Here is a 13,672-nt window from a genome sequence, read left to right as displayed (position 1 = left end):
ATATGAAAATTAATAGCCTAGAGCAAAGTGATAACGACAAACGGTTAAACACTGAGTTGCTTACATTAAAAGATGTTGTTATTGCCAGAGGTAAAAAGCGCTTGTTAGAGCAAATATCTTTGTCGTTTAACACTGGCGAATTTACCGCGATAGCGGGTGAAAACGGATGTGGTAAGTCTACGCTATTAAGTATGCTTAGTGGTGTAGAAACGCCTTCTAGTGGAACCTTAGCCCTTGGTGGGAAAAAAATTAGTTCGCTAAGTGCTAACCAGTTAGCTTTGCAGCGTGCGGTGATGGCACAAAGCGCGTCAACGCCATTTGGGTTTATCGCCGATGAGTTACTTCATTTGGCGCGGTATCAGTACGTTGAGTCATTGGAACAAAAGAATCGGTTGATCCATGGTATTGCCGAGCAGTTTGACATTACGCATTTACTTGCTCGCAATATTCAAACCTTATCTGGCGGGGAAAGGCAGAGAATATTTTTAGCTAAATCTATTCTTCAAATAATACCGGGCGATCAAAACGAGAGTTTGGAAGGCAAGCTTTTGCTGTTAGACGAACCCACCTCAGCCTTAGATTTACGCCATCAGAAACTCGTCATGCAGCAACTGGTTGCACTGCGGGCAAAAGGGCTGTGCATTATTTGCGTAAGTCACGACCTCAATTTAATTTCCCCTTATTGCGACAGACTCATTTTACTGGGGGAAAAGCAGTGTTTAGCCGACGGAACACCTGAGCAAGTACTTACTACCGATATGCTTTCTCGGTGCTATCACACTCAGTTAAATCTAATTAAAAACGAACAAAAACACGTTTTCGTGACACATTAACTTTTACGAAAACCGATAAACAAGAACGGAGTTAACCATGAGCATGCAAGATATTGCATTTCAAGCAAAACAGCTAAGCCGCACCCATCACAGCGGTGTATTAGGTACGCATTCAACATCAATGCCCGGCTACCCTTTTGGTTCGGTTGTACCTTACTATTTAACGCCTGCCGGTGACGCAATTATCTACATCAGCGATATCGCACTGCATACGCGCAATATTAAAGCGAACGACAAGGTTAGCTTAACCATTTTCGATGCTAGTGAAGATGACTCTCAGGCGAATGGTCGAGTAACTATTATGGGAAGTGCGGAGCTAGCGAACCAAGATGACGTGAAAGCACAGTATCTTCGTTTATTCCCACAAGCTAAAAAATACGAGCAAACCCATGATTTCAATTTTTACGTTATTCGTACTGAGCGAGTACGTTTTATTGGTGGGTTCGGAAAAATCCATTGGGTTGATAAAAACTATTGGCGCGTTGAAGCCCAAGACTGGCATAGCGCACCAGAGGGCATGATTACCCATATGAATGAAGACCATCAGGACGCGATGCAGCTTATCTTGCAGCACAAAGTAGGCGTTAACACTGAAGCGCCGATAATGCACAGCGTATTTCCAGAAGGCATGCACTGCGGTACAGAAAAGCAGACTTGGTTTATCCCTTTTGAGGCGCCATGCATGTCGTCAACAGACGTACGAAAAGTGTTAGTGAAACTGACCAACGACGCACGGAATGCGCTTAACGTACCCAAAGCGGTGTCGTAGCCTTTTCACTGCATAATGCGACATCCATGCGGGTGGCTTATAGTGTGGGGGCTCTTGTAAAAAAGGATTGGGCTTGCAGCTGCCAACATGGTCTGTTTGTTATAAACAAAGCGCTGTTCTGCGGCAGTAAGCCAGCTAAATGGTTTACCGTAAATAAACTTATGCCTCTCCTTCAACGAGCGTTTTTTTAGCCATTAACGCATCGGTTAAAAACTGCATCAGCAATTTTACTTTGGGCTGTTCATATAAATCAGGGTGGGTGAGAAGCCAAATATCGTATTTCAAAACGGGCGCGCTGCCCGGTAATCGCACTAGGTCGGGGTGTGGGTCGCCCATGAAACATGCTGCTCTTCCCATACCCACGCCGTTTAATATAGCGTGATATCGAGAGATGATGTCATCTATTGCTATTCCAATTGGTACCTCTGGGTAAGACGATTGTGCTAGCCATTGCGGCCAAACTTCATTCTCTAACGGCGCAATCCATCGCCAGTCTTTACGGGGCGTATTTTCACAGTAATCTTTGTGTGCATAAAAGCACAAGCCTAGCTTGTAAAGTCGCCTACCAATTAAATGTTCCGGTAATTTAGGTGCCCCCCGAATTACGACATCCGCCTCACCTTTGTCTAAATCGGCGAACGTTGTGGAGCTTTTCACTTTTAATTGAATAGACGGATAAAGCCGAGTGAACTCACCGAGTTCTTTGGCTAATAAAAACTGGGACATGGGCTCGCCCAGTGAGAGCGTTATTGGGCCTGCGAGTTTTTCATTGCTTGCGCAGTAAAGTCGTTCTGACTCGCGAACAACATTTTCAACCTGCATTGCGGTGGCGACAAGCTGCTCGCCAAAAGGGGTAGCGCGGTACCCGCCTGGAATACGCTCGAAAATACTGGCGCTATATTGCTTTTCCAATAATGCCAAGCGTCTTGCCACCGTGGTATGAGTGGTTCCTAAAGCTACAGCGGCCGCTCTTAAGGTTATCGACCTGTGAAGGGCAAGAATTAATGCGTAATCGTTCCAATCTTTCATGGAACAATAATGCACCATTGTGAATGAAAAACAAACCGTGTTTTGGGTTGCTTCAATTGCTAATGTATTTGCATAACCAAAAAGTTAACTATCACAGAGAGAGTTTAAATGTCACTTAATTCAATGAAATTCATGGCCTTGAGTTTTGGGTTGTTGAGTGTTTTGTTTGCTTCACCCGTAATAGCTAATGAAAAAGAGAAAACGCTGTCGGTGCATTTTAATCCAGGCGCGGTGATGCAGCTTATTGCACCTGTAACTGAAGCGGAAAAACGGCCGCTGCGTGATAAGTATTTTGAATTAGGAGCACCAACAGCACGCGAATATGGATATACCCAAAATGGGGTGCTTGTCGTTGAAAAAACGCTAATAGGAACATTTAGTCCTAACGTATTTGTGGTAAGTCAGTGGCCTTCACTTAACGCGCAAAAATCATTTCAATCGCTACCACTTTTTAGCGAAATAAAGGCGTTAAGAAGAGAGGCATGGGAAGCGTTAAAGCTTTATGACTATGAGGTAACCAAGCCTACCACGCTAACATTTTCGACAGACAAGATATATTCAATTTCATTGGCTTGGGTGAACCCAAAAGCACCTAACAACTATTATGATTTTATCGACAGCTTTGCGAAAAAAGCGCAAGCGTTGGGCGGTAAAGTGATATCCATAACTCAGGATATATCACTCAGTGATCACAACCCCTATGCTGTAGCGCCACAGCAGATTGTGATTCTAGAGTGGAATAGCGCGAATGATATTGAGGCGGTTCTCGCATCATCAGAATATGCAGCGCAGCTCGAAAAGCTTAAAAACGGCACTGTAAATTTTGAACTGCATGCGGTGCGCCCACGGGTGTAGTAGTCTGCGTAACGCGGTAGCCCGAAATAGTTGCTTCGTTTTCATCATAGTGCGATGGTAGGTAGACCTTCGATAAAGCGCTTAACCATGGAGCATCAAAGATGACAGATATAAAACGTAGACAGTTTGTAACGAGTGCTGGCGCACTGGCTTCTTTTTCTGTATTACCTGCTAGTGCCAGCTCTCCAAGTTCTTTGCCTTCAGCCTCTGCTAAGTCTTCGAGCATGAAAAACAGTATGCTTCCCCCCATACTCCATATGGTTTATTTTTGGCTTAATAATCCTGGCTCTAATGAAGATAGAGCGAAGTTGATAGCTGGCTTAGAGTCCTTAAAAGCTATACCGCAAATCCATTCCCTTCATATTGGTGTACCTGCCAATACTTTAAAGCGTGATGTTATCGATAATTCCTTTGATGTTTCTGAGCTCATGTTTTTTGAAAGTATCGAGGCCCAAAATGAATACCAATCTCATCCAATTCATAAACAGTTTGTTGAGCAGTGTTCGGATTTATGGCGCAAGGTCATAGTGCGAGATTCTGTTTCGGTGTAGGGCTTATTGATTGCTAAGACATCATAGTTGCTTTACATAGTGGTTATTGAGTTGAACCCTAATATAGGGCTTGGCTTTGCGGGGGAAAAGACAAGTAAACTTAGATATTACTTTCCTTTTCGTATCTATATTTTACTTATCTGGATGGAATCAGTCCCGCAATTATGCATCACCAATTTTACCAAGCAAAGTGTAAAAACTACGGTAAAAAACGATGACTATGTAAAGCTCAATAAAAATAGCCCTCACTTTACATGGACTTGGCGGTTTTCATTATTGGCACTTCAGTTGCACAACTAACGGACTCTATTAGAGTCGTCGCTAATAACGCGATGCAATCCTCTTTTTTATTCATTCCTTCGCGTTGGAGCGCTAATAAAATGTGTGAGAATTCAATAGGTCCAGGTGTAGTAAAAACACAAACTGGATATCGTTTTTCCGTATGGGCGCCTAATGCGCAAAGCGTCTCACTAACCGGAGATTTTAATGACTGGAATCGCCCTGGTATCAGTATGCAGAGGCAAGATAACGGTGTGTGGTGGTGTGAAACTGATGATGCTAAATGTGGCCATGAATACAAGTATGACGTGACTAATGCTAAAGGTGATAGCGTTTTAAAAAACGACCCTAGAGCAAGGTTGATGACCAATAGTGTAGGCAATAGCGTTATTTATGACGATGCCTTTAGATGGGAGGTAGAAGACTTTAAACCTGCTCCAATTCATCAACGAATAATCTATGAGCTTCATATTGGCACATTTCACCGCAAAAACGGCGAGCAAGGTACATTTGACTCGGCCATAGAGAAGCTTGATTACTTAGCTTCGCTAGGCGTAAATATGATAGAGCTTATGCCAGTAAATGAATTTGCTGGCGATATCAGTTGGGGATACAACCCCGCATGCCCATTTGCCGTTGAAGAAGCTTATGGTGGGCCAGATGGCCTAAAACGTTTTATCGACGCCGCGCATAAACACGGCATAGGCGTAATAATGGACGTTGTATATAACCATTTCGGCCCAAGCGACTTGGATATTTGGCAATTTGACGGTTGGAGCGAGAACGACAAGGGCGGAATTTATTTCTATAACGACGAGCGTTCAAGTACCCCATGGGGAGACACGCGACCTGACTATGGACGTCAAGAAGTACGAGATTATATTACCGACAATGCCTTGATGTGGCTTCAAGAGTTTAAGGCAGATGGGCTGCGCATGGACATGGTGCCTTTTATGCGTACCGTCTCTGGAGCAGACTCAGGTGAAGATGATATTCCTGAAGCTTATGAGCTAATTAAGGGAATAAATGGGTTCATTCAACAAGCGTGCGCTGAAAAAATGACAATTGCTGAAGACCTCCACCAGCACGATTACATTACAGATCCATTAGAAGATGGAGGCTGTGGTTACACGGCGCAATGGGACGCTGCATTTGTACACCCAGTACGTGAAGTGCTCACTCAATCTGATGATGAAAACGTCAATCTTGATGTACTTGTCAATGCGTTATGCAAACAATACAGCGCTAGCCCCTTTGCTAGAGTTGTCTATACCGAATCTCATGATGAAGTGGCTAACGGTAAAGCTCGTCTTGTCGAAGAAGTTGCGCCTGGAAATGTAGATGACGATTATTTTGCGCGTCAAAAAGGCATGTTAGCAGCCACGCTGGTGCTTACAAGTGTTGGCATACCTATGTTGTTTCAGGGACAGGAGTTCAAAGAGTCTGGCTGGTTTAACGATACAAAAGACCTAGATTGGTCGCGCGTGGATAGTTTTGATGAATATCTTAAAGCAATGACAGAGTTAATTAAGATACGCAAAGGCAAGGATAAAGCGACTACCGGGCTAACTGGCGCAAATACAGAGGTTGTTCATCATGACAATAAAAACAAAGTCTTGGGTTATCGCCGTTTCAATGACATCGCCAATGAGTCGGTGTGGGTGTATCTGCATTTTGGGGGCGAAGACATAGATGATTATCAGTTATCAGGGTTGCCGGTCGACCCTCATTGTTTATTTGCATGGTCAGACGGGTTGTGTACGCAGTCTGTTCATATAAATAACGGGAAAGTAAGGCTTCCATCATTCGGTATTTTCATTTTTACTGAGCGGGGTAACCTAGACTAACTCTTAAAACAGGGAAGTAGTTTCATTCTCAGCGTGATAACGTTTTAGTTAGCACTTGATGGCAATATAAAAAGGCCTAACGGAGTATAAAATGTCCATTAGGCCTTTATTGTTGATAAGGATCGTAAACAACAGCTAGTGGTCTAAGGTTTCTCTATTCTACGAACGACAGAAAAATTACTTCGACTCAAGAAGCCTTATCCAGTGGTCAAAAACGCCTAGATTTTCCAAAATAATTTTAACGCACATTAATATTGGCACTGCGAGTAAGACGCCCACCACGCCCCACAGCCAGCCTGTAATAGCTATCCAAATAATTATTATGAGCGGGTTGAGCTGCATACTGCGCCCCAATACGGCTGGGGTAATCAACTGAGACTCAATAATATTTAAAAACAAAAAGACACCGGCTGGAAGAAATGCGCTGCTGGTAAGTCCAAACTGAACAACTCCTACTACTAGCAACACCATGCTACTTGCGATACCTCCCAGGTAGGGAACAAAATTCATCAAAGCAACAAGGGCGCCCCACAAAAGCGCGTCTTCAATATTCAAATAGTAAAATGCACCAGCTGTAGCTAGCCCTAAACAGGTGTTTATGATACTGATTGTGACTATGTATGCTGAAAGTTCTCGCTGAATTTGATCGACTAATACCAGTGCTCGTCTTTTGTCGGTAACCACCGGAAAATCTCTGATGAAAACGTGAAACAGATTAGGGCCAAAAACCAATAAGAAAAAGATCAAGACAACGCATGCCATGACTTGAGCTAATAAGAATGGCGCGTTGCTAAACAAGGTTATTCCCATATCAATACCGCTTTGCTTAATCTTGTCGGTAACCGAATTTGAGGTATCAGGTTGAGCTACGGGCAGCTTTGGGGAATCGTCGTCGCCAAACCAGTTGAAAATAGAGGGTTCCTCTTCAACTGGTTCAGCTGCAGGAGGTGTAGTATAGGCATCAATACTACTGCTAATTTCTTCTATTTCTTCGCTAATTTCGGCGGCTATTTTTGGCAGAGAATGCATCCAACGCTCTGCGGGTTCAGCAAGTTCTACAGTGAGCAATGTGAAAGGGGCTATCAATAAAACAATTAATGCGCCTGCCGAAATAGTCCGCGGTACTAATACTTTCCTAGCAATAGCGACGAGGGGGCTTAGCAGTAAGGCAATAAAAGCGGAAAAGAACAATGGGATAAGTAAAGATTTCGCCAAATACATGGTGTAAATAAAGGCGAAGATTACTAGGGTGTTCAGCAACTTAGTCTGCTTGGCTATTTTAGGGTACGCACCAGTTAAATTCTTTTTTTGTTTTTCAGAAGTAGAGCCAGCGTTATCCATGTCTTAGCCTTGGGTGAGAAGCGAAATATGCGCGATTATTCGTAAACGTGATGTATTATGAATACAAATATTACGAAAATTTCATATTTAAAGTTCAGTACTTAGTATTATGAAAAGAAAGAACAAACTTCAACAGATAATGTTTTAAGGCAATAGCGAAGAACTAATTACCTTTTAATTATTCATAGTCGCAATCCTGAGCTTTCTTATCCTACTTAGTCATCTTTGTGTGATCTGTATAGACGAGTAAAGCACTATTAAAAGCATACATGGATTCTTTTCTTATGGAGAGGGCTAATGCCTCGTATTACTCGTCGTCATTTTCTTCAAATAGCGGGTTCAGGTTTGCTTGTTGCCCACAGCCCTTATTTGTTAGCTCAGCCACCTAAAAAGAAACTAGGCGTAGCCTTGCTTGGCTTAGGCAATTACAGCACAAATTTATTAGCGCCTGCGCTACAGCACACCGAACATTGCGAGCTGCGAGGTATCATCACAGGTAGCGAGGAAAAAATTCCTAAGTGGCAAAGAAAGTACGGCATTAAAGACGCCAACGTATATACATACGGCTCTATGGCTGAAATAGCCAATAACGACGATATTGACGTTATCTATGTCGTAACCCCCACAGGTACGCACAAAGACTTTGCTGTGCAGGCTGCAAATACAGGAAAGCACGTGTGGTGTGAAAAGCCAATGGCCATGGATAGTGAGGAGTGCCAAGCTATCATCGACGCCTGTAATAAAAATGAGGTGACTTTGTCTATCGGCTATCGCATGCAGCACGAACCTAATACACGCGCATTTCATCAGTATCTAAAAACGAAACCCTATGGAAATATAACGGCAGTATCGAGCTTTGCGGGTTATACCGGGCAAGGTAGAGCGGCAGACAACTGGCGCATGAAAAAGCATATGGGAGGCGGTGCACTATATGACATGGGCGTTTATGCTATAAACAGTGCTCGTTTTTTAACGGGGCGAGAGCCTTTGTCTGTTACCGGTAGTCACCCACCTCAACGTTTCCCCGAAAAATTTACTGAAGTTGATGAAACCACCTTATTCACCATGGACTTTGGCGATGGGCTGGTGGCGGATTGCGGCACTAGCGTAGTAAAAGGGTTTAATTACTTCAAAGCTGACTGTGAAGACGGTTGGTATCAGCTAAAACCAATGCAGAGCTACAACGGTGTAACGGGTACAACCTCTGATGGGAAAACGCTGCCACCTATTAGCAATATGCAGCAAACACTTCAAATGGATAATGACGCTTTAGCCATAATAGCTGGGCGACAGCCAATGGTTCCCGGAAGTGAAGGGCTTGCTGATATCAAAATCGTGAACGCGATATTTGAAGCAGCGAAAACTGGTCAAACAGTTAGGCTGTAAGGTTTTACCACCAAGTTCAACAGGGGCAAAAGCGAAGCATCAAAAATTCGTTGTTCATGTAATGCTAGGTTTGGCATTCGCTTCATCTTGAATGTAAGAAGCTTCAAGTTACTAAGCTTCCCCCTTGAGTCATTCAACGTCTAGAGAATCGATTAGCGAGTTTAGCTTTTTTGCGTCGGTTAACTTGCTAAACCATGAAGTTATCTCGGCCCCGTGCATTAAACCTAGTATGGCCCCTAAAACAAAACCGCGATGCACGTTGTCACCACCCACGTTGGCGTTTGCCATCAGTGCTTTTTTCGGATTATCAGCATAGCGATAAGCGAAGTATAAAACGGCGGGCCAGGCGTCTGATATATAACAGGCTGGCGAATACATACGCCCAACAACTTCAATGTCGCTTTTGTTCTTTGCCGTAAGCTCAGCCAAGTACAGTCCTGCTGACTTACCCGCCACCTCTTCTAAAATATCCTTGGATGATTCGTCTTGGCGGTGAGCCAATTTGTATATCAGCTCTACATAGTAATCACAGACTGAAGCTAACGACTCATCGGGATGTGTTAGATACAAGTGCTCTCGACATAGGTGTTTGATGTCGTTAAGTCCAGTATTCTTAGATGCTTCTACTACCGCTAAAGGTGTTACTGATACAAAAGCCCCTATCGAAGCTGTATCGTGAGTAACCGCTCCACATTTATCCGCAGGACGGCCTTGCTCGAGGTTCGCGAAAAAACCTCTGTGATAAGACTCGGCATACGTGTCAGGGTGTTTTGGCACATCGGCGCGCATAAAGCTAATATACTGATTTAAAAAATCATTTTTGTCATAACCTTTAAGTGCGCAGGTCAGAACAATGCGGGCGCAATGGGCATTAAGCGTATTTTCACCTGCTTTCATACCCTGATGGTAATGCACATTGTCTTTGCCCCAGTACTGCCTTTTCCCTTTAAGAATGACCTCGCCCACTATTTCTTTTTGGCTAGCTGATGCCTTGTTTGCGCGGCCACCTTGTTGTGTAGAATGCAGCGACATGATTGAAGAGGGATGAAAAAATGGCGCATCCTCAAACTGTTCTATTCCTAACGGAAACGCTTTGTAGATATCAGCAGGGTTGTAAAACCAGTGCACCGGCATAGCGAGTGCGTCGCCGACAAATGCGTTTTTAAGTGCTGCTCTTGCGCGTTCTACGATTAATGAAGCCATCTTTCCTCTCGCCTGCCAACTAACTCATTTGGATGGGAATACGTGTATTAACTTATTTAAATTACGCGAAAATGGCTAAAAATGATCGTTTTAATGCTCGTCAAACAATGACTTGTTACGGATGTATTTTCGCATGTAGTGGTAGGTAATAGGGCGCAACAACCAACTTTGAAGCGACATAAAAAAGCGCTTATGCGTAGGCGTGTTTTCATATATTTTGTCGTCGTGCAGCCAAAGCATTTTACCTACGTGCCAAAAATAAAAAGGGAAGGGCGGCATAAAGGTGATTACGTCTAGATCGCAACAAATACGGTAGGTCCTGTGGTGTAGGGTGTAATGTTTGTACCACGAACGCGTGCCCACCGCAGGTTGGCCGAAAGTCACCACTCTTTTTACCGACTTAGAGTATCTCCTTTGGAAATAATCGGCCATGAGCACAGCGACCGCTCCACCTGATGAATGACCGATAAACGAAAAGCGTTTACCTTGGGCGCGAAGTGGCTCTAGTACTTTAACGAGTAACTCTCTTAGCGGTAAGGCGTCCTCTGAGGTTTTTGTACTTGAATACATCGGCTGAGCAAGTAGTCTCGCAAAACCCCAGTGAACAAAGAAGCTTCTGTTCAACTGACGCAATCTATAGGGTATGAAAAACAAATTAGCGAACCAGTCTTTAAAACCTAACGAACCTCGAAAAACAATAATGACTTCTTTTTTGTTTTCTACCCACAATATTCTTACGCTCATTCTGCCGTATTTGTCGACCAGTTGGCGTTCATGAAATGGGTCTAATATTTTTTTGTATTGCGCGTCGGCATCGGGGTAGGCAAGTTGACAGAGGATGGCATATCGTTCGTATTGATAGCGTTTCAATTTCTTCATGAAAACTCATATCGGAGCAATGTGCATTTTGAAATAGAGCCTTTGACGGCACTTTCAGAGAACCTTATACGCTATAGGATATTTATTTCAGAGATATGACGGCGAGGAAAATTCGGATAAATTTATCATAGTTGGCTCTATGAATGACGGCATACCAATAACCATAGAGCCCCAAAATCAGTTCTTGCTTTCTATACTTATTCTGCAATCTCAGCAGCAACAATAGAGATTTCTACAAGCAGAGCGTCGCGTGCCATATCGGCAGTAACGCAAGCCCGCGCGGGTGCGTAACCTTCTGGAACCCAGTTATCCCATACCTCATTCATCTTCGCAAAATCATCCATGGTTTTAAGATAAATGGTCGCTGAAAGCATATGCTTTCTATCGCTTCCCGCTTGAACAAGTAAGCTATCTACTTTATCAAGCATGGTTTGAGTTTGGTGAGTAATATCTTGCGTGGCATCTGCGCATACTTGCCCGCATAAGTAGATGACGCCATTGTGCTTCACAATGCGGCTCATGCGCTGCTTAGTTTCCATTCGTTCAATGTTCATTAATTAAAGCCTTTTAAGAAGTGAGAAGGTTTTGTGCTGAGCGACTTTAATTGGTTTGGTGGGGGACTTCAATTGTTACTCCATACTAGAACGTTATACAAGGGCGCTTGGCTCCTAGGTACCGCAAGTCAATATATAACGCGATCATTTCAAAACCATATTGGTTTCAAGGAAAGAGCCATAAGACTATTGTTTCCAGCATGGGCTGCTATCGGGAAAGGCAGGTATAACAGTGTGTATGCGCATAGGTGTTTAAGTTAGTGCCAAGTAGCCCTGACACTAACTTTAAAAGCGTTGCTATCACTTACTATAATTGAAGGCTTGGCTATTTGGCTTCCACAATTATTGCAGTAATTGTGGAGTCGCCGATGTTTTTAACTTGGTGCTCCCATTCGTCATGCCACATGACATAACCATCAGGGATTTCCAAGGTCATTGCTTTGTCAGCTGTTTTGATGATGGCTTTTCCGCCATCTTCAAAATAAACGGTTTCAGCATTGTGTTTGTGCCAAGTGTCTTCCTCGCCGGGCTGAAGCGTCATCTTTAAAACGAGCACGTTTTCGTTTTCTAAAAGAAGAGTGTAGTGCTTTGGCGATACAATATGAGCGTGTCCTGTATTGTCATCGTTCGCCATAGCACACCCAGATAACATAGCACCCGTTGCCAAAAGGGCTGCTACGAAATTAGCCACTTTTTTCATAGAAGCTCCTATTTATGCATACCGCGAATAGGGTAGTTGTTATCAGGATTACGAATCCAGCCCAAACCACTTACTAATGTCTCTAACTCAGGTCTAACAAATGGATTGTTAGAAATATCAGCGACGTGCACATTACCTTCATTGTTCACAACAAACAGCGCGGGTTCAGAAAATGGATGATCAGTTTCTTGAGGCGACCTTGGATCAGAGATATAAACGCCTAATTCTTCCATCTGCTCCACCGTTAAGCCGTACGCAATTGGAAAGTTAATGTCCAACCTAGGAAGGTGACTTTCAAGCTGCGCTTTACTGTCGCCAGACACTGCAATAAGGTCTACGCCAGTTTCTGCAAGATAACCTCTAACACTCTCAAGTTGATTAAGGTATCGAGTGCAAAGTGGGCAATGTTGCCCTCGGTAAACCACTATCATTTTCCAATCAAGACCGTTCTCAGGTGTCGCTAACTTTTTAGTGTCGCCATTTAACAGCTTTGCTGAAATATCTGGAAAAGCAAAACCTGCATGTAACTTATTGGTGTATTCAGTACTCATGATAATTCCTTAAAAATGCTTGTTGATGTGGGCTTCAAAACGTTTGAAATCGTTTTCCACATCGGCGTTTTTCATTACGTCAAAGCTAGCGAAAGTTTCCATTGGCTTCATGCCAAAGAACTTGAAGTTCATATGCATTGGAAACAGTAAATCGTCTACAGATTTACCTTCGAAAAACTCTTCGCTATCGTTAAATGACTCTTCTGGAGCATTGAAGGTTAAAGACATCATATATTTAACGTCGGTAAGGGTACCGCCTGTGCCGTAGTTTTTCTTCGGCGCTTCTTCAACGCGACCGTCGCCGGCACATAAGGCGCCACCCATACCTGCAGTGTATATTTCATCCATATACTTCTTGAATGACCATGGCACACCCATCCAATTAATTGGTGCCTGTAGAAGAACAATGTCAGCCCACTGATGATGCGCCAACTGTTCTTCAACGTTGTGTTCTTCGGCCATTGTCACTACCCGAGTGTTGTAGCCTTTAGCTTCAAGCAGCGTTACTGCTTTATCGACGAAAGAAGCGTTTAGCTTGCCTTCCGAGAAAGGGTAATACTGGTGTGCATTAATAATTAGTACATTGCCGGTTTTTGTCGTAGTCATCTCAAAACTCCAAAAGGTTTAAATAAAGCTTATTGGTTTGGGTGGTTTATTTTAGTTACCTTGAAACTGTTTTCAACTAGTGGTATTTTGGTGACTATGCTGGTTTTTCTATTAACTTTATTCCGAACAAATGGTTAGATAAACAAAAAAGCGATCTGACGCAACGAAGCTGATGACGCAAGTTACGAAGAGTTATTCATTGAAGAAGAAAGTTGTGCAAGAGGCTTATATTTACGGCTTTACGCTAGATCGATGTTTGGTAGCGCAATACTTATAGAAAAAACTTTCT

The 13,672-nt window shown here is 43.3% G+C and carries 14 protein-coding genes; 6 read left to right on the top strand and 8 right to left on the bottom strand.

Features of this window, described 5'->3' with window-relative positions; translation table 11 throughout:
• Positions 1 to 2 precede the first annotated feature (2 nt).
• The gene (locus tag PCAR9_RS15980; protein WP_179984470.1) at positions 3 to 833 is read left to right on the top strand and encodes an ATP-binding cassette domain-containing protein; all 831 of its coding nucleotides are present in this window, start codon (positions 3 to 5) and stop codon (positions 831 to 833) included.
• Between the two features lie 37 nt (positions 834 to 870).
• A complete protein-coding gene (locus tag PCAR9_RS15975) occupies positions 871 to 1,602 on the top strand; it encodes a HugZ family pyridoxamine 5'-phosphate oxidase (RefSeq protein ID WP_179984469.1) in 732 nt (243 codons plus the stop codon).
• 159 nt (positions 1,603 to 1,761) lie between these two features.
• On the opposite strand, the gene PCAR9_RS15970 is transcribed toward PCAR9_RS15975, so the two are convergent.
• Positions 1,762 to 2,631 carry a LysR family transcriptional regulator gene (locus tag PCAR9_RS15970; protein ID WP_179984468.1) on the bottom strand — a complete coding sequence of 290 codons (870 nt, stop codon included), beginning with the start codon at positions 2,629 to 2,631 and terminating at the stop codon, positions 1,762 to 1,764.
• A gap of 108 nt (positions 2,632 to 2,739) precedes the next feature.
• Between PCAR9_RS15970 and PCAR9_RS15965 the strand changes: the two genes are divergently transcribed.
• The 3 genes from PCAR9_RS15965 to PCAR9_RS15955 all read left to right on the top strand — a co-directional run bounded on the left by PCAR9_RS15965 (position 2,740) and on the right by PCAR9_RS15955 (position 6,163).
• The gene (locus tag PCAR9_RS15965) at positions 2,740 to 3,486 is read left to right on the top strand and encodes a hypothetical protein (RefSeq protein ID WP_179984467.1); all 747 of its coding nucleotides are present in this window, start codon (positions 2,740 to 2,742) and stop codon (positions 3,484 to 3,486) included.
• Between the two features lie 101 nt (positions 3,487 to 3,587).
• On the top strand, positions 3,588 to 4,037 hold the full coding sequence (locus PCAR9_RS15960; RefSeq protein ID WP_179984466.1) for a Dabb family protein: 450 nt from the start codon (positions 3,588 to 3,590) through the stop codon (positions 4,035 to 4,037).
• 380 nt (positions 4,038 to 4,417) lie between these two features.
• Positions 4,418 to 6,163: an alpha-amylase family glycosyl hydrolase gene (locus PCAR9_RS15955; protein WP_232091231.1), complete on the top strand. Its 1,746-nt coding sequence runs from the start codon at positions 4,418 to 4,420 to the stop codon at positions 6,161 to 6,163.
• 177 nt (positions 6,164 to 6,340) lie between these two features.
• Here the strand turns inward: PCAR9_RS15955 and PCAR9_RS15950 are convergent, their stop codons facing one another.
• Positions 6,341 to 7,504 (bottom strand): AI-2E family transporter, encoded by a 1,164-nt coding sequence (locus tag PCAR9_RS15950; RefSeq protein WP_179984464.1) that lies wholly within the window; start codon positions 7,502 to 7,504, stop codon positions 6,341 to 6,343.
• Between the two features lie 297 nt (positions 7,505 to 7,801).
• On the opposite strand from PCAR9_RS15950, the gene PCAR9_RS15945 reads away from it, so the two are divergent.
• Positions 7,802 to 8,890, top strand: coding sequence for a Gfo/Idh/MocA family protein (locus PCAR9_RS15945; RefSeq protein ID WP_179984463.1), 1,089 nt, complete (start codon positions 7,802 to 7,804; stop codon positions 8,888 to 8,890).
• 129 nt (positions 8,891 to 9,019) lie between these two features.
• On the opposite strand, the gene PCAR9_RS15940 is transcribed toward PCAR9_RS15945, so the two are convergent.
• The 6 genes from PCAR9_RS15940 to PCAR9_RS15915 all read right to left on the bottom strand — a co-directional run bounded on the left by PCAR9_RS15940 (position 9,020) and on the right by PCAR9_RS15915 (position 13,383).
• Positions 9,020 to 10,093 carry an ADP-ribosylglycohydrolase family protein gene (locus PCAR9_RS15940; protein ID WP_179984462.1) on the bottom strand — a complete coding sequence of 358 codons (1,074 nt, stop codon included), beginning with the start codon at positions 10,091 to 10,093 and terminating at the stop codon, positions 9,020 to 9,022.
• A 90-nt stretch (positions 10,094 to 10,183) separates the two neighbouring features.
• The gene (locus PCAR9_RS15935) at positions 10,184 to 10,972 is read right to left on the bottom strand and encodes a lipase family protein (RefSeq protein WP_179984461.1); all 789 of its coding nucleotides are present in this window, start codon (positions 10,970 to 10,972) and stop codon (positions 10,184 to 10,186) included.
• Between the two features lie 197 nt (positions 10,973 to 11,169).
• Positions 11,170 to 11,526 (bottom strand): RidA family protein, encoded by a 357-nt coding sequence (locus PCAR9_RS15930; protein WP_179984460.1) that lies wholly within the window; start codon positions 11,524 to 11,526, stop codon positions 11,170 to 11,172.
• 325 nt (positions 11,527 to 11,851) lie between these two features.
• Positions 11,852 to 12,226, bottom strand: a complete 375-nt coding sequence (locus tag PCAR9_RS15925; RefSeq protein ID WP_156086905.1) for a cupin domain-containing protein — start codon at positions 12,224 to 12,226, stop codon at positions 11,852 to 11,854.
• Between the two features lie 8 nt (positions 12,227 to 12,234).
• Positions 12,235 to 12,777, bottom strand: coding sequence for a redoxin domain-containing protein (locus PCAR9_RS15920; protein ID WP_179984459.1), 543 nt, complete (start codon positions 12,775 to 12,777; stop codon positions 12,235 to 12,237).
• A gap of 9 nt (positions 12,778 to 12,786) precedes the next feature.
• Positions 12,787 to 13,383, bottom strand: a complete 597-nt coding sequence (locus PCAR9_RS15915) for an NAD(P)H-dependent oxidoreductase (protein WP_179984458.1) — start codon at positions 13,381 to 13,383, stop codon at positions 12,787 to 12,789.
• Positions 13,384 to 13,672 lie beyond the last annotated feature (289 nt).

The organism is Alteromonas macleodii, from assembly GCF_903772925.1.
In the GTDB taxonomy this organism is placed as follows: domain Bacteria; phylum Pseudomonadota; class Gammaproteobacteria; order Enterobacterales; family Alteromonadaceae; genus Alteromonas; species Alteromonas macleodii_A.
Note: the sequence above shows the minus strand (reverse complement) of the source record. Positions and strands in the feature narration are given on the sequence as shown.